20 protein-coding genes and 1 tRNA gene are annotated in these 20,939 nt (G+C 30.4%); 5 read left to right on the top strand and 16 right to left on the bottom strand.

Annotation, left to right across the window (positions count from 1 at the left end):
- Window positions 1-2 precede the first annotated feature (2 nt).
- A complete protein-coding gene (locus tag U5L76_04415; protein MDZ7798826.1) occupies window positions 3-722 on the bottom strand; it encodes a YebC/PmpR family DNA-binding transcriptional regulator in 720 nt (239 codons plus the stop codon).
- Window positions 723-846: 124 nt separating this feature from the next.
- Here U5L76_04415 and U5L76_04410 point away from each other — a divergent pair, with 124 nt between their 5' ends.
- The 5 genes from U5L76_04410 to U5L76_04390 all read left to right on the top strand — a co-directional run bounded on the left by U5L76_04410 (window position 847) and on the right by U5L76_04390 (window position 8,024).
- Window positions 847-1,917 carry a bifunctional phosphoglucose/phosphomannose isomerase gene (locus tag U5L76_04410; protein ID MDZ7798825.1) on the top strand — a complete coding sequence of 357 codons (1,071 nt, stop codon included), beginning with the start codon at window positions 847-849 and terminating at the stop codon, window positions 1,915-1,917.
- A gap of 94 nt (window positions 1,918-2,011) precedes the next feature.
- On the top strand, window positions 2,012-3,625 hold the full coding sequence (locus U5L76_04405) for a hypothetical protein (protein ID MDZ7798824.1): 1,614 nt from the start codon (window positions 2,012-2,014) through the stop codon (window positions 3,623-3,625).
- Window positions 3,626-4,942: a hypothetical protein gene (locus U5L76_04400; GenBank protein MDZ7798823.1), complete on the top strand. Its 1,317-nt coding sequence runs from the start codon at window positions 3,626-3,628 to the stop codon at window positions 4,940-4,942.
- 14 nt (window positions 4,943-4,956) lie between these two features.
- Complete coding sequence (locus tag U5L76_04395; GenBank protein ID MDZ7798822.1) at window positions 4,957-6,288, top strand: hypothetical protein; 1,332 nt, start codon at window positions 4,957-4,959, stop codon at window positions 6,286-6,288.
- Window positions 6,289-6,362: 74 nt separating this feature from the next.
- Window positions 6,363-8,024 carry a hypothetical protein gene (locus tag U5L76_04390; GenBank protein ID MDZ7798821.1) on the top strand — a complete coding sequence of 554 codons (1,662 nt, stop codon included), beginning with the start codon at window positions 6,363-6,365 and terminating at the stop codon, window positions 8,022-8,024.
- Here U5L76_04390 and U5L76_04385 read toward each other — a convergent pair.
- The 15 genes from U5L76_04385 to U5L76_04315 form a co-directional block, all read right to left on the bottom strand.
- Window positions 7,996-10,005: a DUF2079 domain-containing protein gene (locus U5L76_04385; GenBank protein MDZ7798820.1), complete on the bottom strand. Its 2,010-nt coding sequence runs from the start codon at window positions 10,003-10,005 to the stop codon at window positions 7,996-7,998. The two genes, U5L76_04390 and U5L76_04385, sit on opposite strands and share 29 nt — an antisense overlap.
- Before the next feature lie 122 nt (window positions 10,006-10,127).
- The gene (locus U5L76_04380) at window positions 10,128-10,484 is read right to left on the bottom strand and encodes a pilin (GenBank protein ID MDZ7798819.1); all 357 of its coding nucleotides are present in this window, start codon (window positions 10,482-10,484) and stop codon (window positions 10,128-10,130) included.
- Between the two features lie 47 nt (window positions 10,485-10,531).
- Window positions 10,532-10,891, bottom strand: coding sequence for a pilin (locus tag U5L76_04375; protein ID MDZ7798818.1), 360 nt, complete (start codon window positions 10,889-10,891; stop codon window positions 10,532-10,534).
- Window positions 10,892-10,967: 76 nt separating this feature from the next.
- The gene (locus tag U5L76_04370; protein ID MDZ7798817.1) at window positions 10,968-11,315 is read right to left on the bottom strand and encodes a hypothetical protein; all 348 of its coding nucleotides are present in this window, start codon (window positions 11,313-11,315) and stop codon (window positions 10,968-10,970) included.
- Window positions 11,316-11,333: 18 nt separating this feature from the next.
- The gene (locus U5L76_04365; GenBank protein MDZ7798816.1) at window positions 11,334-12,890 is read right to left on the bottom strand and encodes a hypothetical protein; all 1,557 of its coding nucleotides are present in this window, start codon (window positions 12,888-12,890) and stop codon (window positions 11,334-11,336) included.
- The gene (locus tag U5L76_04360; GenBank protein MDZ7798815.1) at window positions 12,887-14,290 is read right to left on the bottom strand and encodes an extracellular solute-binding protein; all 1,404 of its coding nucleotides are present in this window, start codon (window positions 14,288-14,290) and stop codon (window positions 12,887-12,889) included. The genes U5L76_04365 and U5L76_04360 overlap by 4 nt, the downstream gene beginning before the upstream one ends.
- Window positions 14,283-15,158 carry a UTP--glucose-1-phosphate uridylyltransferase gene (locus U5L76_04355; protein MDZ7798814.1) on the bottom strand — a complete coding sequence of 292 codons (876 nt, stop codon included), beginning with the start codon at window positions 15,156-15,158 and terminating at the stop codon, window positions 14,283-14,285. The genes U5L76_04360 and U5L76_04355 overlap by 8 nt, the downstream gene beginning before the upstream one ends.
- Before the next feature lie 59 nt (window positions 15,159-15,217).
- Window positions 15,218-16,105 carry an acyltransferase family protein gene (locus U5L76_04350; GenBank protein MDZ7798813.1) on the bottom strand — a complete coding sequence of 296 codons (888 nt, stop codon included), beginning with the start codon at window positions 16,103-16,105 and terminating at the stop codon, window positions 15,218-15,220.
- Window positions 16,106-16,186: 81 nt separating this feature from the next.
- Entirely contained in the window at window positions 16,187-17,344 is a 1,158-nt protein-coding gene (gene alr / locus U5L76_04345) for an alanine racemase (GenBank protein ID MDZ7798812.1), read from the bottom strand.
- Between the two features lie 45 nt (window positions 17,345-17,389).
- Window positions 17,390-17,521 carry a hypothetical protein gene (locus U5L76_04340; GenBank protein ID MDZ7798811.1) on the bottom strand — a complete coding sequence of 44 codons (132 nt, stop codon included), beginning with the start codon at window positions 17,519-17,521 and terminating at the stop codon, window positions 17,390-17,392.
- Between the two features lie 7 nt (window positions 17,522-17,528).
- Window positions 17,529-17,708 carry a hypothetical protein gene (locus U5L76_04335; GenBank protein ID MDZ7798810.1) on the bottom strand — a complete coding sequence of 60 codons (180 nt, stop codon included), beginning with the start codon at window positions 17,706-17,708 and terminating at the stop codon, window positions 17,529-17,531.
- A 392-nt stretch (window positions 17,709-18,100) separates the two neighbouring features.
- Window positions 18,101-18,601, bottom strand: coding sequence for an NUDIX domain-containing protein (locus U5L76_04330; GenBank protein MDZ7798809.1), 501 nt, complete (start codon window positions 18,599-18,601; stop codon window positions 18,101-18,103).
- A gap of 43 nt (window positions 18,602-18,644) precedes the next feature.
- Window positions 18,645-18,731, bottom strand: a tRNA-Ser gene (locus tag U5L76_04325).
- A gap of 407 nt (window positions 18,732-19,138) precedes the next feature.
- Entirely contained in the window at window positions 19,139-19,696 is a 558-nt protein-coding gene (locus U5L76_04320; protein ID MDZ7798808.1) for a class I SAM-dependent methyltransferase, read from the bottom strand.
- Window position 19,697: 1 nt separating this feature from the next.
- Window positions 19,698-20,939, bottom strand: coding sequence for an endonuclease Q family protein (locus U5L76_04315; protein ID MDZ7798807.1), 1,242 nt, complete (start codon window positions 20,937-20,939; stop codon window positions 19,698-19,700).

Below are 20,939 nucleotides of genomic sequence, written 5' to 3'. Positions count from 1 at the left end.
ATTTATTTTTTTAAATTAGTGAAGATTTTCTCCACGTCTTCCTGATTTTCCAGAGCTTCTAATAATTTTTTTAATTTATTTTTTTCTTTTTCATTCTCGATTTCTACCAAAACTTCCGGAATCATGCCTATACCAGCGGAAGTAATTTTATATTTTTTTTCCAATCCTTTTTGAATTTCTTGCAGGTTTTCTTTTTTGGTAATAATTTTAATCACTTCATTACTTTCTTCAATATCCTCGGCGCCTAATTCGGCCACTTCTAAAAACATTTTTTCTTTATCTGAATTTTCAGGTTCAATTTCAATTATCCCCATTTGATTAAAAAGATAAAGTACTGAGCCGGATTGTCCGAGATTGCCGCCGTGTTCAGAGACAATATTTTTAATTTCGGAAACCGTGCGATTATTATTGTCAGTTAGCACTTTTACAATAATAGCCAGGCCTCCGGGGCCGTATATTTCATAAATTCCTTGTTCAATTTCCCGGCCTTCAATTTCTCCAGCTCCTCTTTTTATAGCCTTTTCAATATTTGTGGAAGGCATATTAGCTTCCCTGGCTTTTTCAATAGCTAGGCGCAGATCAGAATTATCTGCCGGATCTTTGCCTTTTTCGCGAACAGCTATGGAGATAGTCTTGGATAATTTAGAAAAGATTTTACCCTTTTTTTTGTCAGTAGCTTGCTTTTGTCTTTTAATTTTTGACCATTTTGAATGCCCGGACATAAAAAAATATCAATTATTAGTTAAATTATAACATTTTTTGTGTCTTTAGTAAACCAGAAACTTAAGTATAATTTGCCTTTATAAAGAGTTTTGTGATAAAGTATAATCGCTTGAATAAAAATCAATGAAAAAAATATTAAACAGCCAAAAACAAATAAAAAAATACAACCAAGGCCAGATTTTAGAATCGATTGAAAGCTTAACTGATCAGGTCAAACAATCCTTGTCGGAAGTATTAAAGATAAAGCTACCGGCTCATTATAAAAAAGTAGATAAAATAGTTTTAAGTGGTATGGGAGGATCAGAAATTGGCTGTGACCTTTTACGTCAGGCTCTAGCTGACAAGTTGAAAAAACCGATTACTATTATCTCTGGCTATCGTTTGCCCCGGTTTGTTGATAAAAAAACATTATTTTTATCCTCCTCTTATTCAGGCCATACTGAAGAGGTAATTATAACTACCAAAAAAGCCATAAAACGTCAGGCAAAAATATTAATAATCACTAGTGGAGGTAAATTAGGAAAACTAGCTAAAAAAAATAAAATACCGGCTTATATTTTTAAGCCTTCTTTTAATCCGTCAAACCAGCCTCGTTTAGGCCTGGGTTATTCAATTGGAGGATTAATACAAATTTTACGGCGTCTTCAATTTTTAGACCTAAAAAAAAGCGAAATTAATAAAGCTTTATCATTAGTTGAAAAAGAAAGTTTAAAATTTGAGGCCAAAAAAGATTTTAATAAAAACCCGGCTAAAAAATTAGCTTCTAAAATTCACAAGAAGGTGCCGGTCTTGCTGTCCAGTAATGATTTTTTAGGCAACCTTCACGTTTTAGCCAATCAATTACAGGAAAACGCCAAGAATTTTGCCGCTTATTATGCCTTACCGGAAATGAATCATCACTTAATAGAGGGTTTATCGCATCCAGATTTATTAAAGAAATTTTTATTCATTTTTTTGCCTTCAAATTTACTGCCTTCTCGTTTGAAAAAAAGATTTAAAATAACTAAAAATATTCTAGGCAAAAAAAATTTAAAATCAATTAATGTTGATTTAAAAGGAAAAGATTTTTTAAGTCAATCCTTTTATCTACTCACTTTGGGTAGTTTTGTTAGCTTTTATTTAGCTGTTTTAAACCAGAAAGACCCGCAAAAAATTCCTTTAGTTGATTATTTTAAAAAACAACTTTCAAAATAGTAATAATTTATTTATAATCTAAGAGCTTTTGTCGGCCATGCTTGGGCAAAAGCTCTTTTTTAAATATAAAAAATAATGTTATAATATAAACATTATGACAAAACTCTATTACTGGCTTAAAGAAAACTGGTCCTGGTTTTCATATATAATTTTATTTCTAATTTGCTTTTTAATTTTTTCCTATTTGCAGTATTCGACCGCTTTTGCTGACCCGGATTCATATTATCACGCCAAGATGTCAGTTTTGTTGAGAGATGAGGGGGTTTTGGAAGAATTTCCTTGGCTTCAATACACGGTTCTTAAAGAAAATTTTACTAATCAGCATTTTTTATATCATTTTAGCCTTATTCCCTGGGTAACATTTTTCCGGCCCTTAATTGGTATTAAGCTGGCTACGGTTTTTTTGGCTACTTTATTAATTCTGGTTTTTTACTGGTTTTTGCGGCGTATGAGAGTACGCTGGGCTTTTATTTACCCTTTGTTGCTTTTAACGATTAATCCTTTTGTTTTTCGAATTTCCCTGGCTAAAGCGCCCGGTCTTTCTATTATAATTTTACTTTTGGGTCTTTATTTTATCTTCAGCCATAAATATAAGTCGCTTTTTCTCTTATCTTTTCTGTATGTCTGGTTTTATGGTGGTTTTATACTTATTTTATTTGTTAGTTTTTGCTTTCTCTTGGTTCACTTTTTTTATCATCGTATTTTAAAACGTCTTTATTATCATAAATTAATTGAAAGATTATACGCAGTAGTTGGTCGGGGTCGGCGTTTTTTGGAAAATAGAAAAATATATCTGAAAATCTTTCTGGCTAGCTTTTTAGGCGTAACTGGCGGAGTAATTATAAATTTTTACTTTCCTCAGAATTTAAAATTTTATTATAATCAACTTATTAAAATTGGTATTATCAATTATAAAAATATTATTGGGGTTGGCGGAGAGTGGTATAATTACGGCTTTATAGAACTTATTTCTAATACTATTAGCCTTTCTGTAATATTAGTAGTGGCTTTAGTTTTATTTTTTATATACTTTAAAAAACAATCAAAGTTGTCTTTTACTACTTTTTTAATTTTTATTTTTTTCTTTGCCTTTACTTTGAAATCACGTCGTTATGTTGAATACTATGTGCCTTTTGGTATGCTTTTTGCGGCGGTTTCTATTAGTGATTCTCTGAAGGGGGTAAATATAAAAAAGTTTTTTAATCAGTTTAAAGAAATATATTTCAAAAATATTTTTTCTAAAATTATAATTACCTTACTAATTTTATATATTCTAATAATTTTTCCAACTGTTGTTATGCGTGATTTTAAAACAGTTAAAAATGATTTAAGCAGTGGTATTAGTTTTGATAAATTTTATTATGTTTCGCAGTGGTTAAAATTTAATTCAAAAAAAGGTTCAATTGTTATTCATTCTGACTGGGATGATTTTCCCACTTTGTTTTATCACAATAGTCATAATTATTATATTGTTGGATTGGATCCAACTTTTATGTATGAATATGATAAGGACTTATACTGGAAATGGGTTAATTTAACCACCGGTAAAAATGTGCCTGATTTGTATTCAGTGGTTAAAAATGAATTTAAAGCTTCCTATATATTGATTGAAAAAGACCATACGGGCATGTATAACCATGTTTCTTCCACCAAGGGTTTTTCTTTAGTTTATGAAGATAACCAGGTTTATTTATACCTAATTAATTAAATGATAAGTAAAATAAAAAAAAGAATAGGTCTTGATTTTATTATTCTTTTTATTTTTCTTACTCATTATCTTTTTACAATTGAAAGCTGGCATGAAATTACTTTTATACCGATGCAAGGGCCACCCCGAAATTACATTTTTTCTTTTATAATTTTTATTTTATTGGCGGTTTATTTTTTTATTTCCTGGGCTGATTTTAAAAAAGAAAAAAAGTTTTTTTATAAGAGTATTTTGCTATTTTCGATAATTCTGTTTTTCATTTTTTCAATGCTGGCCTATCAAATAGTTTTAAGGGAAAAAACAAATAATCCAAAATATATTCATGACGGGGCTGTACAGACCGAAGAGGCAGTAAAATTTTTAAGCCTTGGTAAAAATCATTACGCTGTTAATTATCAAAATACTTCTTTTGGTGTATTTGGCGATTTTTATAGTGGGGAAGAAAGGGCTAATCCGGCTTGGTATTATCACGTTTATTTACCTTTTTACTCTCTTTTTTCCGTACCATTTTACAAGATTTCATCGGCTTTATTTTCTTTTTATGATCAAAGAATAGTTTATGGTTTGTTATTTTTATTAAGTCTTTTTATTATTTACAAATTACCAGAGAATAGAAACATGAAGCTCATCGGCTTAATAATATTTGCTTTTAATCCTTTATTTTTTCCTTATCTTATTCAAGGCTATAATGATATATTTGTTTTCTTTTGGCTTTTAGCTTCTCTTTATCTGCTAAAATTAAGAAGATTTTACTGGTCGGCTGCTTTGTTAGCTTTGGCCTGTGCTTCCAAACAATCAGCCTGGCTGATTTTACCATTTTATTTTAGTTATCTATATTTTCTTGAAAATAAAGTAAAGATATTTACTCAAAAAATAGGGTTAGTTTTTAAAAAGTTTATACCTTTTATTATAATAAGTTTATTAATTTTTATACCTTTTCTTATTTGGTCGCCTAATGATTTTATAGAGGATATTTTTCTTTATCCGGCCGGGGCGGCTACTTTAAATTTTCCTATGATTGGCTACGGGGTTTCAAGCTTAGTCTATAAAATGGGCTTAGTTGAAAGTACTTTTGATTACTTCCCTTTTGGCTTAATACAAGCTTTAATAGGTTTGCCATTAATTTATTTTTTAATAAAGAAACAGAAAAAGAATAATAATTTGTCTAATCTTATATTTTCTTACGGAATTTTACTTTTGGTTTTTTGGTTTTTTTCAAGATTTTTTAATAATAATTATATTTCATATTTATCAATGATATTTTTAGTTGGCTATTTGATAGAAGAGAAAAAACCATTAGGTGGAAAAAATAGATAAATTTAAATTTTTATATGCATAAAGAGATAAAAAATAAAATTTCCCTGGATATGATTTTATTGTTTGTTTTAGGTATAAACTTTATTTTAACAGTTTCTAATTGGCACTATATTAAGTTTATCCCGATTAATTTTGGATTGCCGCGTAATTTTATCTTTTTTTATACTTTTTTTATTTTGTTTATTTTTTATTATATTATTTCTAAATCAAAAAAGATTAACTATAATTTAAGATATTATATAAAATTATGCATAATTATTTTACTAATATTTGTTTTTATAATTATTACCGGAGTTTATCAGATTTTACTAAGAAAAAAAGGAGCTGATCCAATTTATGTTCATGATGGTATTTTAGTTAGCGAACAAGCTATTAAATATTTAGATGAAGGCAAAAATCCTTATGTTGAAAATTATAAGGAATCTTTCAGCTATTTTATAGAAAAATATGGCCAGAGAGAACGCGATAACCCAGTTTGGCACCATTATGTCTATTTGCCCTATTATTTTTTATTTTCCTGGCCTTTTTATAAAGTGTCTCACTATTTTTTTGGGTTTTTTGATCAAAGAATAGTCCATATTTTTATATTTATATTTAGTCTTATTTTAATATATAAAATACCCAAAAATAAAAATAAAAAGTTAATAGCCTTGTTATTGTTTGCCTTTAATCCCTTATTTTTCCCCTGGTTTTTTAATGGTCATAATGATATTTTTATTTTTTTCTGGCTAATTTTATCTATCTATTTATTGACAAAAAGAAAATATATTTGGTCTAGTTTATTTTTAGGGCTAGCCTGTGTTTCCAAGCATCAAGCTTGGTTGTTTCTTCCTTTTTATTTTATATATTTATTTTATAGTCAAAATTTAATAAAAAATTATTTTAGAAGAGCATTAATTACTTTTAAGAAAATGTGGTTAACTTTTTTAATTTTTATTATTTTTTTAACTCCCTTTTTATTTTGGAATTACGGAACTTTTATTGAAGATATTATTGAATATCCCGCTGGTAAATCGGCGCATGTTTTACCAGTAGTGGGTTATGGAATTTCATATTTTTTGTATATGATAGGCATAATTAAGGATCAATGGGATTATTATCCATTCTGGATATGGCAAGTAATTTTTTGTTTACCACTTTTTTACTATTTTGTAAGAAAACAAAAAATTAATAATAATTTAAAGCAACTTGTTTTTAATTATGGAGTTTTTGTTTTTGTCTTTTTATTTTTTTCAAGATATTTAAATACTAATTATATTTCTTATTTATCAATGATATTTTTATCAGCTTATTTAATTGAAGACAAATATTTTTTTAAAAAAAACAGTAAATTAAAAAAGAAATAATAATTTAATTCTTTTTTAGTCTAATGGAATTTCTATAATTGCTTTTTTATTGTTAATTTTATTATACTTAACTTATGAAAAATTTATTCAAGTATATATCAAAAAAAGAATGTAAATTTGTTTTAATGGTTGGTTTTATTTTAGTGATTATAACTAGTAGTTCCTTAATCTACGGCTATTTAATAAAGCCAGCCGATAAATTTTTTCCGGGCATACATTCGATGGCGGCCGGGGATTTTAGTGTTTACTACTCTTATATTGGACAGGCTAAAGAAGGTCACTTAATTTTTCAGGATCTTTTTACTTCGGAAAGCCACTCACCTTTTATTTTTAATCCCTTTTGGCTGATTATTGGCTTTTTGGCTCGTGTATTTAATTTATCCAGTATAGCCGCTTATCAGATTTCTAGAATTTTACTCATATTTTTATTTGTTTTTGTTTTGTACTTTTTTATCAGTTATTTTTTTAAAAAAGTAAAATCAAGAAAATACGGCTTTATTTTCTCTATAATGGCTTCGGGATTAGGCGGATATTTCATGCCTTTAATTAGAAATTTATTTAATAATCAAATTACATTAAAAAATTATCCGATGGATTTATGGGTGTCCGAAGGCTATAATTTTTTAACCCTTTACCATAGCCCCCATTTTATTATGGCCACTATTCTTATTATCAGCACTTTATTTTTGGCTTATTATTCTTTTATTAAAAATAAATGGATTTATTTACTGGTGGCTGGATTTCTGGCAAATTCTTTGATGTTTTTTCATCCTTTTCATTTGCCAACTATCTTAGCTGTTTTATTAATCTATATTTTTGTTAAATCATTTAGAGATTGGCAGATTAAATGGGATTATATTAAAAAATATTTGGTCTATCTGTTTTTAATTATACCGCCGGTTCTTTATCACTTTATGATTTTGATTTATAATCCTGTGGCTATTGACCGGGCCAGTAGCAATGTTTGTCTAACGCCATATTTTTGGGTAGTAATAATTAGTTATGGGTTTTTAACCCCTTTTGCTTTGTGGGGAGTTATCAAAAAAATAAAAAATGAAAAGTTTGTATTTTTAATAACCTGGTTAATCGTGCAGTCAGCTCTGATTTTTGCTCCTTTAGGTTTTCAAAGACGTCTTACTCAGGGATTACAAATACCCTTGAGTCTAATGGCTTTTGTGGGTCTTGTTAGCTTATATCATTATTTAAATAAAAAATTTAATCTCTCAAAAATATTTTACGCTCCGGTAGTATTAATGCTATCAATATTGTTTTTTGGTTTTTCTAATTTATATGTCTTGGCAGAAGATTTTTATTTTTATTCTGATCCTCAATTTAAAGAGCCTCCTGAATATATGTATTTAGATAAGGAATATAAAAATACTTTTAATTGGCTAAAAGAAAAAATGTCCGACCAGGATGTAATTTTCGGAGATCATGTTCCTTCTCACTTTATATCAGGATTTGCTTTGAAAAAAACTTATTTAAGTCATTGGGTGGAAACAATAAATTTTTGGGCTAAGAGAGAAAAAATGCAAAAGTTTTGGCAAGAAAATACTAGTGATGACTGGCGCCGAGAGTTTATTAAAGAGATAAATATAAATTATATCTTTTTTAGCCCATTTGAAAAAAGGCATGGAAAATATAATCCAGACCAGAGTGAATTATTTAAATTAGTTTTTACAAAAGGTGAAGTAAAGATATTTAAGCCTAATTTTGATTTACCCCTAAAAGATTAATCCTCCCAAATTTGTCTATTTGGCTGATTTGAGGGCGAAAAATCTTACTTTTATTTAAACCCATGTTGCCTTGAGCATGATAAACAGATAAACCTATTTGGTATTTAATATTTTTGAATGCTTCAGGCATAAGAATCTGATAATTTACTTTAATTATTTCATTTTTTTTCCAATCATGGGTGGGGTAAAGAGCCGATAAAGGATAACTTTCTTCAAAGGAAGAGTTTTCACCGGTAAAGTGAATCTTAATTTGATAATCAAATTCTATTTCATTAAGGCATTGCCAGTATAAAGTTAAGGGCAATATTTCATAGTTATAATCTTTTATTGAATATTTTTTTATTTTCTCAGTAGTATAGCCCTTTAATTCTATAGCTTCAAATTTTTTATTGATAGAATTAATTTGATTTGGTAAATCCACCTCTTTTTCGTAAAGTAAAGGCACGCTTTTACCCTTTTTTGTATATAAGAAGTATTTGTCAATATAATTTGTAAGATGAAAATCATTTTCTTTTATAAGTTTACGAATACGGCTAGCTCCGGGAATATTATTTTCATCATTTTCCTGATAAAGGAATTGATAATACAAAAAATCATTCATGTCAAAAAGAAGATATTCTACATCGGATGGAATGGAGTAATCAATATTAGAGTATTGCTTTTTGCCTAAATATTGATAATGAAGAGAATATATTTTTTTACGGGAAGATAATTGGGGTAAGAAATGAAAACCAGTAGCTACGGCTGACTTTTCGGGAATTTGACTGGTAAAATATTTTCTAATATTAATATCTTTTTTTGCCTCGGCGTAATTAAGAGTATCTTGACTAAGATAAAATAATGGTCCCATAACTAAACTAGAATAAAGACTGGCTAAGATTAGAATAACAATAATTATTTCTTTATTTCTATTCAATATCCTTGTTATTTTGTATTTTGAGTCTTTTTTATATATTTTTTTTATAGAATAAACTAGGCTAATAAATAAAAAAGGGATAATAAGGGCTACATAATGAATTTCCAGAGCTAGTGGCCCAGCGGCTGTTAAAAAGAGTATTTGTAAAATTATTAAAGTGCTGGGCAAAATATATTTTGGCTTTAATAACGGTAAAAAAAGGAAAGGAAGAAATAGTCCGACTAAAAATGAAATATTACTAAAGGAAAAAATATGTTTTATAACAACCCAGGGATGATTAATAGCGCCTAAAATAATTGATTTAATGTCATCACCTAACCAGCCATAATAACGAACAAATTTATATTGCCCGTAACCAGATATTTCCCCAGTCATTTTCATGGCAAAAATAAACCAGCCGATACTTAAAATTATAGGTAAGAGACTCCAGTGCCATTTTTTTCTATCGATAAGGGCTAATAAGCCAAACATAAAGATAACTAAAGCCAGATCTTCCCTGATACTCAGACAGAGAACCAGAAAAAGTGTGTAAAGAGCAAAGTTTCCTTTTTTATAAAAATAAAATAAGAAAAATAATAAGGGTATAGCCAAAGAAAGAATATGAAATTCATAAGTATTTATATTATGAACAAACAAATGGCTTAGGTAAAAAAAGCTTATAAAAAGAGATAAATTTTTGCTTAATTTCTGCCGGGCGATTAAATATAGTGGCCAAGCTCCTAAAGCCAAAAAAAGTGTTTGCATAATTAATAAAGTGACTGGACTTCTAAGTAAAAAATAAAAAGGTATTAACAAGGGGATGATTAAAGCGAAGTGATCACCTAGATAAAGATGGGGATGAATAGTTAGTTCAAAAAAGTCACCGAGGCTAGAATTATAAAAAACCTGGTTAAAAATAGCCAAATCTATACCAATATAGTTATAGGTAAGATATTTGTATAAACATAAAACAGAAAATATAATAACGTATATTAAAATTATAACTATTAAAATTTTTTTACTGTTTCTTTGTAAATAGTCGTTTAAATAATTTAAATAATTATTAATTTTTTCTTCTTTATTCATTGGATAAAGCAATATTTTTATTAAGAGTAAGCTCTTCCTTTATTTTATCCTAATTTTTTAATGATAACAAACATCCCGCCTTTTGAAAGCGGGAATGTTTGTATATTTCAAATAAAAATAATTTATTGAGTAACGTTAGAAGTAGTACCAGCCACAAAGATAACGATAGCCCAGGCCAGCAAGACAATAATTAAACCAATAACAGCGGCTGAGATAACTTTCTTAGCTTTTTCAATCCTTTCTTCATTACCAGCAGCGGTCATCCATTGAAAGCCACCGATAATAATCATAACTACAGCTACTAAAGCTAAAATACCAAGCACCCATTGAATAATATTAACTACTGTATCTCTAAGATCAGCTGTGCCTAAACCGACTTCACCACCAATATCTCCAATGGAGTATGAGGTTTGAGCTAAAGCAGTAACTGGAAGAGCTAGTAACAAAACAGAAGAAGTAATTAGAGCTAATTTTTTCATTATTTCACCTCCTTTCTAAAAATATTTTAATAATTATTATACAGATATTATTCAGAAACTACATTAGCAGTAGTACCGGCCACAAAGATGACAATAGCCCAAGCCATCAAGACAATAATTAAACCAATAACAGCGGCCGAAATAACTTTCTTGGCTTTTCCAATCTTTTCTTCATTACCAGCAGCCGTCATCCAAAGAATGCCACCATAAATAATCATAACTACAGCTACTAAAGCTAAAATACCAAGGACCCATTGGATAACGTTAATGGCGGTGTCTACAAGATCAGCTGTGCCTAATCCAACAGAACTACCAAAGTCTTCAATACTATAACTGGTCACAACAGCTGAAGCAGTCGTTGGCAAAATTAGTAGAAATAGAGCTAAGATTAGAGATATTTTTTTCATTTTCTTAATTTTAATAATAATAATTTTTATGTTTGTTCTATTATATCCTAAAATAAGATTTTTGTCAAATTTTATTTTAGGTAAAAGAACTACTCAATACAGTTTCCATTAAAAATCTAATAATCACCCAACTGCCTAAGATAACAACAATACCTAAAGAAGCCCATAGCAAAGTATCTTTAGCTTGTTTAACTTTTTCAGCGTTGCCGGCCGAAGTCAACATTAAAAAACCGCCCCATATAAAAACAAATAAAGCAAAAAGGCCAACAGCCCCTAAAAGAATTCTGATTACCTGAATAAAAAGACAAAGCAAGTTAGTACAGGCCATAGGGTTGGGTAATACATTGGAAGTGCCATTGGCTAAAGCACTTAAGGGAAAGAAAAAATTGATAATGAGTAATAAGGTTATAATCTTTTTTTTCATATATTTATATAATTAATATTAATCTACTCGGCACTCAATATCTGGCAGCGACCCACCATTTAGATTGGCATAACCGTCACTATCAGTATCGTCTGTTGAGCTAGGTGTAGGAATTTTATAATAAAATTCACCTTCTATTTCTTCACATCTTGAGCGGGATTCCCAATAGCAATCATAGTAAGTATTACCACTGGCATCAGTAAAAGGTATAGTACAGGTTCCCATATTACATACATCCATAGTTGACATTTTTTCTTGAGCCGCTTCTTTACTCCAAGCTACTTCATTAGTAGATACATCAGGGAGACAACCCCCTCTTTGGATATAACAGTTATTAACTGAAGTAGAATTTTCGCGACAAATATGCCAAAGACAATCTTCAGAATTACTTTCCTCCTTGCATTTTGCCTCATGATTGAAAGTATCACCATAAGGAAGGCATTCGTTACCTGTACAGTTATAACAATCTTTATTTAAATCATCAGGTATACAACAACCCTCTTGACAAAATACGAGTTCTGAACATTTTTTCTTCTCCAATAACATATAGTTTTCGCCGTATTTATCACAGCCATTTTCTTCCCAAGTAGGTAGACATATAGGACCGGGTTTTAAAGATATTTGTCCACAACAATATTCAGCCTCTTCAGTTTTCTCGGTGTCATAATCAACCTGACAACTGCCAGAGCCTGTTTTTATAGCGTTCCAGGTATTTTCTCCCACTACTCCTACTTCAAAATTACCAATCTCATCCTGATTACTTAACTGAAATTCAATCACACAGTCAGCTGTTTTATCACCGTAACAACCATCTACTGGGCCACATTCACAACCCTCTAAATTATTAAGTGCGTTTTGTAAGTCTTTTATATAAGTATCAGTACTTGAATCTTTGGGTCCGCCACAGCCAAGATGAAGATTATTTTTGTCGCATTCTAAAGGAAAATCTTCGTGGCATTCTTCACTGCCACCCCACCAAAATTCACCGAATATTTTGCTTTGAGGATCATCAGTAAAAGCAAAAATATAAAAATTTACTGTAATCCAGGCACATAATACTATTAACATACCGACAAAAGCGCCTTTAATAGTCTTTTTTGCTTCCTGGATTTTTTCAGTCCGACCGCCGGCAATAATAAAGCCAAAACCGCCCCAAATAAAGAAGAATAAAACCACCACAGCCAGCATGGTTAAGCCGAATTGAAAGGCATTAATTAATAGGGTGATAAAATCATCAAAACCGCAGGGATTATAATCAATAACATGGGTGACGTCCCCGTATTTATCATGAGCGCTTTCCCCTTTGTCACCTATTTGAACATAATTACGAGCGTCAATACAGTCGCCATTACAGACTCTTTCGTAATCACTTTCTTTTTCTCCTCCTTCTTCTGCTTTATTATATTTAAAGGCTTCAGCGTCATCAAAATTATGAGTGCCGTGTTCTTCAACCTCATAAACGGTAATGTCACAATCAGGCATTATATCCGGTAAAGGAGAGGCTATTGACTTGAGAGGTGTTATTAAAAAAGTTAAACCTATTATTAAAAATAAAATTTTGTAATTATTTTTCATTCTAAAGTCCTTTCAATTTTTTCAGCAGCTTCATTTAATGCTTGGCTGCTGCTTTTATTTTTTAAAGCTACAGTCTCAATCATTTCAGCAAAATAATTTTTTGTAGCTGAAGCATCATAACCAGTATACCAATTTTTGGCGGTTAAAGCTTGGCGGGCCCAAAGCCCTAAATCAGGATCTTCTTTTTGTATATTAAGAATACTTCTTAGGGGGGAAATTTTCCCAGTTTTTTCTAGGTATTGCCGATTTCTTTTTTCCCGAGCTATAAACTGGACTAAATCCCAGGCTTCCTGAAGAGACTTGGTTTTTTTAGCAACAGTATGGACCCAGTATTTGCCAAAATTAACTTGTACGGGATTACCGGCTTTATTTAAAACTCGGTCTGTACCAGATGGATTTATATGAAACATTTCAGTTACACCATAATTTAAATTAGCTGTTTTATCAATTACTGATTTATCAGCTAGGGTACCAATATAGTAAGCTGATTTACCACTAGTAAAGTTATCTAAACTTTCCGGTTGTGATGAATTCCAGGAATAAGTTTCTTTATTTATATTGGTAAAACTGGTGTAAAAATCTAAAGCCAAAGCTCCTAAATTGGTGGTTTCACGGCTTCTATTAAAACTAACTTCTTCTCCGCTGGGAGAAATCATACTGACTCCGTTTTGTATCATTAGTAGTGAAAGAATTCCATAATGATACTCAATATTTGAAGAAAGACCTAAAGCTATACTGGACTGGAGAATATTATTTTGATTGTCGTAGAGACTTAGCTTTGAAGATTGCTGAACTAGTTCATTCCAAGTTTTAGCCGGTTGAGCTATATAAGCATTATTTAATAAATCTTTATTATAATAGACAGCCAACGTATCAATACTATAAGGCAGGGCGTATATTTGTCTTTTTCCCCGATTGTTGCTTAAAACTACATCATCATAAATTATATCAACATAATTATTTTTTATATTATCTAAAGTGGGAGAGCTTTTTGTGCGGTATTTTATTTCTACAGTATTACGAAAAAATTCTTTTTTATTTTCATAGTAAGCGGTAGTTATTTCAGCCGGTGCGGGAGTGATGAATTCCTGATATTTTTTTAACCAAGTTGAAGGCAACTCAAATATATCCGGACCTTGATCACGAGCCCAAGCTTGAATCAAAGTGTCTTCGTATTCTTCCAGTTTTACTTTTCTAAAACTTACTTTGACATAGGGATGATAATTTTTAAAAGCGCTAACAATATCTTGATAGTCTTTTTCTGAGCCTTCAACAATCCAATATTTTAAAGTAACACTTTTGGGAATTTTTACTTCTTCTTTCAAGAAAATGCCAATAAAGATAGGAACAAGGATAGCTAAAACGATTATACCAAGAATTATATATTTTCTACTAATCATTGCTTTTTATATTTTTTAAGTATTTTTTTAAATCTTTTTTAATTTCCGGATGTTTCAAACCAAATTCAATATTAGCTTTAATATAACCGAGTTTATTGCCAATGTCGTAGTACCGGCCTTTTTTGATAAGACAAGCCAGAACTTTTTCTTGTTGAGCTAGCTTATTAATAGCGTCTACTAGCCAAAGTTCTCCTCCTTGACCTATTTTTTGTTTTTTTAAAAATTTAAATATAGTTGGAGTCAATAAATAGGCTCCGTGAGTAGCTAATCTTGAGGGAGCTTTATCAAGAGGCGGTTTTTCCACGATTTCATTTATTTGATGAATATTTTTTTCTATATGTTTGACTTTGGCAACGCCGTAGCGGGAAACCTCTTTTTTAGCCACCTTAATGGCAGAAATAACCGAGCATTTATATTTTTTATAAACTTCAAGCATTTGTTTGACTCGGGGTGGGTTAGCGTGAATAAATTCATCACCCCAGATATAAATAAAAGGCTCATTTTTGACCAGTGGTTCAGCACACAAAGCCGGCGTACCGTTGCCATAAGGCCCTTTTTGACGGATAAAAATAAAATTGCCTAAATCAGCAATTTTTTTGATTTGTTTAGCCTTATCTTTTTTGCCCTGTTTAGCTAACTTTTCTTCTAAATAATCTAAATGATCAAAATGATCTTCAATAGCTGTTTTAGAAGAGTCAGTGACGATTATTATATCTTTAATACCAGAAGAGGCTAATTCTTCAACTACGTATTGAATAGTAGGTTTATCAACAATAGGCAGCATTTCTTTGGGTATGGCTTTAGTTACTGGTAGAAAGCGACTGCCTAAACCAGCGGCTGGTATGACTGCTTTTGTTATCTTTGGCATTTGTTTTTTTTGGTTAAGCTTCTCTAATATTATAATAAATTTAGGCTGATTTGTAAAACTTAAATTTTCCTTGGAATTTTTTTAATCATTTTAAAGAGCAAGAAACTAAAAACACCTGAGACTAATAAATATAAGGGAATAGAGACAAATAAGCTGACATTCAATTTTTCCAAAGAATTTACAATAAATAAAAGTGGATGGTGAACTAAAAATAAAGGAAAAGACAAAAGTCCTAATCTAATTAATATTCTGGATAGCTTTTTGTATTTATTTAAATAGGTCCAAAAATTATTTTTTACTACCAGACCAAGATAAATACCCAAACCAAATTCAAATAAATAATCTAAAGGAAAAAAGGGTTGAAGTTTGTAGATTAATGGGGGAAAGTTATTATATAAATAACGAAAAATTAAAGAAATTAAAAATAAAATAAAAAGTGAAGCGTAAGGATTAGTTTTAAATTTTTTTAAAAGTAAAGGGAAGAGGAGATATAAAACAATAATTAGACCAATAAACCAGCTTGGTCCCAAAAATGGACCACCGATTCTACCTAAGAAATTACAAAAACCAGTTAAACTACAAAAAATATCAGCTGTATTTATTTGAGGAAAATAATAATAGCCTTCTTGAAGTAGGGTGTCTGGTAGAATATAATAAAAAATAACGCCCATAATTAAGGCTATAAAGAAAGGAGGGTATATTTTTAAAAAACGCTGGGTAATAAATTTTACATATTCTATTTTTTTATTTTTATATCTTAAAGTCAGGCAAAGACCCGAGATAATAATAAATATAGCTATGCCTAGATCACCTGTATTAAAGCGATAGATATTACCAAAATTAATAAATACTCGACCCCAGATTGGATTTATTTCTATAGAGATATGAAAGAAAAAAACTAAGACAATAGCGATTGTTCGAAATAGATCTATAAGGGAATATCTCATTTAAGTAAATTGGATTATTAATTAAGCAGGTATTTCTAATCCATGTAAATGTTCTTTTAATAGTTTTTTCATATAATATGGTTAATCTATAATTATTCTAGGAATAGCAAAAGGAAGTCGAGTTAATAATTCGTAATTTAAACTATTATAAATATCTCTAAAAGAAGTTAAATGGATTTCATCATTGTCCTGTTGGCCAATTAACACCACTTCATCGCCTTTTTTAACCTCAGGAATATGAGTAATATTAACAATTGATAAATTCATATTTACTTTACCAATAATATTAGCTCGTTTTCCATTGATTAATATATTACCACGATTACTTAAAGAACAACTATAACCACAAGCATAACCTACTGGCATAGTGGCTATTTTCATATTTTTATTAGCCATAAAAGTATCGCCATAACCAATAAAATCACCCGCCTTAACCACTTTAGTATTTAATATTTTAGTTTTCCAACTTAATATAGGTTGCAAGGGATTTATTTTTCTTTTTCGCTTACTTAAATAATTTATTAAAGTTTCATCACTAGGCCATAAACCAAATTGAATAATACCCACTCTAACCATATCCATTCTAGTTTGTTTATAATTAATAGCCGCAGCTGAACAAGCGGTATGTCTATACTTTATATCTATATCGGCTTTAATAAATTTTTTATAAATAACATTATATTTAGCTATTTGTTTCTTTATACGATAATAATTAATAATGCTTTCAGCACCAGCATAATGCGTACAAAGTCCTATGATATTAAAGTGTTTTTTATTTTTCTTTAAAAATTTTAATAATTTATCTAAATCTTTAAAATCAAAGCCAGTACGATTTAAGCCAGTTTCAACTTCAATATGAATCTTAGCTGGTTTTTTCATTTTTTTTGCCATTTTACAAGCAGCTTGCAAACGATTGAATTCAAAAATAAAAAATTCAATACCATTTTTAATAGCCCAGGGCAACTGTTTATTACTAATCATACCCATAATCATTATCTGACTACTTTGGCGACATATTTTTAATAATTTTTTAGCTTCAAAAGCAGCAAAAACAGCAAAATGATTAATGCCTTGTTCTTCAGCTAAAGGTACTATTTGTTTCATGCCATGTCCGTAAGCATCGCCTTTAACCACTGAAGAAATACGAACATTTTTACCAACTACCCTTTTTATAAATTTATAATTATTTATAAACTTTTTTTTACTAATATAAATTTTGGATGTATGTATTTTTTTCATTAATTTACAAGCAAAATTATAAAACTTTAAATATTATTCTAATTTTTAATACTTATAGTATAAAAAAATAATTATTCTTCTAGTCCAGCTAGTTTCCCAGGCCTTGTCTTTTTCTAATTTGGCGTTTCTTTCTTTGATTTTATTAATTTCTTTTTCAATTTGTTCGAAGGTGAGCATATTATAATTATAACAGAATATAATAAATTTGTTTATTTATAGAATTCCAAAATGTCTCAAATAGTGTTTGTTGCATTTTGGCCAGTTCTTTACTTTTAATAACAATGGCAACCATATCTTTTTTAAATGAAAATATAGCTATTTTTCTCCTCCATGTAAAAATACTACCATGATAATCAAAATTCATGAATTATTTTTACTTGGCGTAGTTGTTTGGGGCCTAATTTTTGTCTTTCTCTGGCTTTGGGTGACTCCCGTAAAATAACACTAACTGGAATTTTTTTCTTTATTCATTTTTCACGAATTTTGGAAAATTAGGTAAGGTGGAAAAAAGGTCATTTGCCGAACTAAAAGCAATAAGTTTTTTGGCTTCTTTTAATAATTCATGGAGGATTAATTTCATTTCTTGTTTGCCTTGATAGAATCTAACCGTCGGTCTGTTTCGAGCTTTTCCATAAAGAACTCTTAGTTGAGGTAAGGCTTTTTCTAATTTAATTATTTTACTCTTTGTGTAGTTTATTATTCTTTCCGGCTTTTCAGCACTGAAATATTTAACTTTTTTCTTCTGGAGTAGGAGAATTATTTTTTATAATACTGAGTAAAAAATATTTCCATACCTTTTCTAAAAGGGGGCGTGTACTTTTTAGGATTTGCTTTTAAGTCTTGTTTAAGCTTTTGTGGCGTAAGCCAAATAATTTCACTAATTTCTCTTTTATCTGGTTTAATTTTTTTATCACTTTTGCTAATAAAAACGGCGTGAAAAGCCTTGTCTGTTTTATCAAAAAAAGGATATTTGAATAAAAATTTTATGGGTATAGAAATCCCGATTTCTTCAGGAATTTCTCTTTTTAAACAATCCTTATAGCTTTCCTCAGAAACAGTGGCGGCTACCGAGAAAGTATAAAGATTGGGAAACCATTTTTTTGTTTTGACTCTTTTTTGCAGAAGAATTTGATTTTTAGAATTAAAAAGAATCAAATGTGAAGCTCGGTGAATATATTGACCAGTATAAAAATCTTTTCTTGGTCTTTTGCCAATAATTTGGTCATTTTTATTAACTTCTAGATTATATTCAGGCATATTTTTTATTTATTGGCAGAGGCAAAAAATATCTTCCGCAGTGCGGAGGGGGTGAGATTCGAACTCACGAAACCCGTAAGGGCTTACCGCTTTTCGAGAGCGGCCCGTTCAACCACTCCGGCACCCCTCCGCACTGCGGATTACTATTGTAATTCCTTTGATAAATTTCTAATCCGCATTTTTAAAAGTCTTTTACCTTCTGTTGTCTTTAAATATTTTTCTCTTTGTCTGGCCCCTGATTCTTTGGCATACACTTCGTAATGAATTAATTTTATTGGTTGTCTTTTGCCGTTGATTTAACCGCACCATTTTTATGTTGTTTAATTCTTTGATTCAAATTTTTAGTAAAACCGGTCTATAATTGTTTATTGGATAAAAGTAGAATATAGACAATATAACTCATAAATTTATGATAATTTTTCGCCTTGTTATTCGACTACACGATGTCACCTGGCCTTGCAAGTGATGTAGGGAGAGCGGTGCCTTATTTATCCTGCGAAACCACTGTGAAGTGGGGCCAATTCGGCACAACTCACCTTATGTTTTCTGATAAATATTTATTCTACTGGCTCCGGATCTTTTGGGATTTTTAATCACTTTTTTAGCTGGCCAGTGAGGGAAAGTGAAAATATAAGAAATAACAATGGCTCCTGGCTTCAATTCTTTTTTTAGCTTTTTTTCCAAGCGTGGCATTACCGAACTAATCAAAAAACAAAATATTATGTCAGAGTCTGAAAGGTCTACATTATAAAAATTTTTTCTTATTAAGTCAATATTTAAATTATCCTTTTTTATTTTTTGTTTAGCTTTAAGATAGGGCCACCAGGCTACTTCATAACCCCTGGCTTTAATTTCAGGATATTTTTTCTTAATGGCTCTGATCACCCGGGCGTTACCACAACCCAACTCAACCACCTTGTCTTCTTTTTTAGGATTAATTTCTTTTAGAGTTGTTTTTATAGCCCAGCGGGATGTTTTAATATAAGGTACTTTAACTCTGATAGTATTGTAAAAAAGATTGGAAACAAAAATCAGAACGGCGGCTATTAGTAATAAAGCAGAAAATAAAAAAATGTATTCAAAAACTATTATCATTTTAAAATAAGCTTTCCTGGCCGATTGAGGCTTCTTTTTTATCGGCAAAAACTTTAACCTTGCCGTACTGGCCATCAAAGCCGGGTTTAATATTTAATTTTTTTTCTCTTATTCTTTTTATGCCTTGAGCAATTTTACTTGTGGAGATTTTTTCTATTTTTTCAATTTTAAGATTCAATAAAACATTAAATTCATTTTTTCCTTGCTTAATTAAATTTTCATATTCGTCAGCCACACCCTTGGTTTTTGGACCAATACCTAAAACTTGACTAATAATCTGTTTTAAAGGCACTAAAGATTTAAAAGGGGGACGGCTTAAGGCCTGATAATTTTCCTTTCGATCAGCTAGTTCATCTACTCGGTTCATAACCCCGACAGTAACTTTACGGCCACATTTTGGACAGAGGCCTTTATTTTTTTTAGTTTCTTGGGGTGAAAGCCTAACCTGACATTTTCTGTGTCCGTCCCAGTGATATTTTCCTTCTTGAGGAAAAAATTCAATAGTGTAAGCAATTTGGTTATTTTTAATGGCTTTAAATAATTTTTCGTAAGAAGGATTTTTTAATGCAAAAACAGTAGCTTCCCGGCCCAAGTTATTGGGTGAGTGAGCATCTGAAAAAGAAACAATGGCCTTTTTATCCAGTTGTTTAAGCCGCCAATTCATGGGCGGGTCCGAGGAAAGCCCGGTTTCAATAGCATAGATTTTATTTGAATATTCTTCAAAGCATTCTTCTAAGCGGTCAAAACCGGACCTAGAACCGAATAAAGAGAACCAGGGGGTCCAAATATGGGCTGGGATGACTAGGCATTTTTTTGAAGCTTTTAGGGCAATTTTAGCCATTTCTTTGGCTTCACAGCCCAGGATTGGCCGGCCGTCTGATTTTAAATTACCAATCCAGCCCAACTGAACATTAATTTTTTTAACTGTTTCTAAATCCGGAGCGATGATAAGAATATGAATGCGCCGACCCTGCCCGTTCTTCTTATAAATACAGCTGATTTCGGCGCTTGGTACAAAATATATTTCTTGGTCAGTATTTTTTAATCTATAAAAACCGTTTTTTTGCCTCACTAATTTTTTCTTAAGTTCAGAAAACCATTGTGGATGAGTAAAATCACTGGTACCTAATAGATTAAGGCCCTTTTTTAGACCCCACTGATAAAAATGCTCCAGGTCCATCTTAGGCGAGACAGCCCGGGAATATTTAGAGTGAAAATGAAGGTCAGTAATAAATTCTTTCAT

It is taken from the genome of Patescibacteria group bacterium, from assembly GCA_034520665.1.
GTDB lineage: Bacteria > Patescibacteriota > Patescibacteriia > JAXHNJ01 > JAXHNJ01 > JAXHNJ01.
This window is presented reverse-complemented; position numbering and strand designations above follow the sequence as displayed.

Bases quoted from the DNA above. Each gene is read 5' to 3' on its own strand.
- U5L76_04395 (MDZ7798822.1), top strand. From the start codon at position 4,957: ATGCATAAAGAGATAAAAAATAAAATTTCCCTGGATATGATTTTATTG.
- U5L76_04410 (MDZ7798825.1), top strand. From the start codon at position 847: ATGAAAAAAATATTAAACAGCCAAAAACAAATAAAAAAATACAACCAA.
- U5L76_04400 (MDZ7798823.1), top strand. From the start codon at position 3,626: ATGATAAGTAAAATAAAAAAAAGAATAGGTCTTGATTTTATTATTCTT.
- U5L76_04385 (MDZ7798820.1), bottom strand. From the start codon at position 10,005: ATGAATAAAGAAGAAAAAATTAATAATTATTTAAATTATTTAAACGAC.
- U5L76_04320 (MDZ7798808.1), bottom strand. From the start codon at position 19,696: ATGATAATAGTTTTTGAATACATTTTTTTATTTTCTGCTTTATTACTA.
- alr (MDZ7798812.1), bottom strand. From the start codon at position 17,344: ATGAAAAAAATACATACATCCAAAATTTATATTAGTAAAAAAAAGTTT.
- U5L76_04335 (MDZ7798810.1), bottom strand. From the start codon at position 17,708: ATGAATTTTGATTATCATGGTAGTATTTTTACATGGAGGAGAAAAATA.
- U5L76_04350 (MDZ7798813.1), bottom strand. From the start codon at position 16,105: ATGAGATATTCCCTTATAGATCTATTTCGAACAATCGCTATTGTCTTA.
- U5L76_04365 (MDZ7798816.1), bottom strand. From the start codon at position 12,890: ATGAAAAATAATTACAAAATTTTATTTTTAATAATAGGTTTAACTTTT.
- U5L76_04380 (MDZ7798819.1), bottom strand. From the start codon at position 10,484: ATGAAAAAATTAGCTCTAATTACTTCTTCTGTTTTGTTACTAGCTCTT.
- U5L76_04355 (MDZ7798814.1), bottom strand. From the start codon at position 15,158: ATGCCAAAGATAACAAAAGCAGTCATACCAGCCGCTGGTTTAGGCAGT.
- U5L76_04315 (MDZ7798807.1), bottom strand. From the start codon at position 20,939: ATGAAAGAATTTATTACTGACCTTCATTTTCACTCTAAATATTCCCGG.
- U5L76_04405 (MDZ7798824.1), top strand. From the start codon at position 2,012: ATGACAAAACTCTATTACTGGCTTAAAGAAAACTGGTCCTGGTTTTCA.
- U5L76_04340 (MDZ7798811.1), bottom strand. From the start codon at position 17,521: ATGCTCACCTTCGAACAAATTGAAAAAGAAATTAATAAAATCAAAGAA.
- U5L76_04415 (MDZ7798826.1), bottom strand. From the start codon at position 722: ATGTCCGGGCATTCAAAATGGTCAAAAATTAAAAGACAAAAGCAAGCT.
- U5L76_04390 (MDZ7798821.1), top strand. From the start codon at position 6,363: ATGAAAAATTTATTCAAGTATATATCAAAAAAAGAATGTAAATTTGTT.
- U5L76_04360 (MDZ7798815.1), bottom strand. From the start codon at position 14,290: ATGATTAGTAGAAAATATATAATTCTTGGTATAATCGTTTTAGCTATC.
- U5L76_04330 (MDZ7798809.1), bottom strand. From the start codon at position 18,601: ATGCCTGAATATAATCTAGAAGTTAATAAAAATGACCAAATTATTGGC.
- U5L76_04370 (MDZ7798817.1), bottom strand. From the start codon at position 11,315: ATGAAAAAAAAGATTATAACCTTATTACTCATTATCAATTTTTTCTTT.
- U5L76_04375 (MDZ7798818.1), bottom strand. From the start codon at position 10,891: ATGAAAAAAATATCTCTAATCTTAGCTCTATTTCTACTAATTTTGCCA.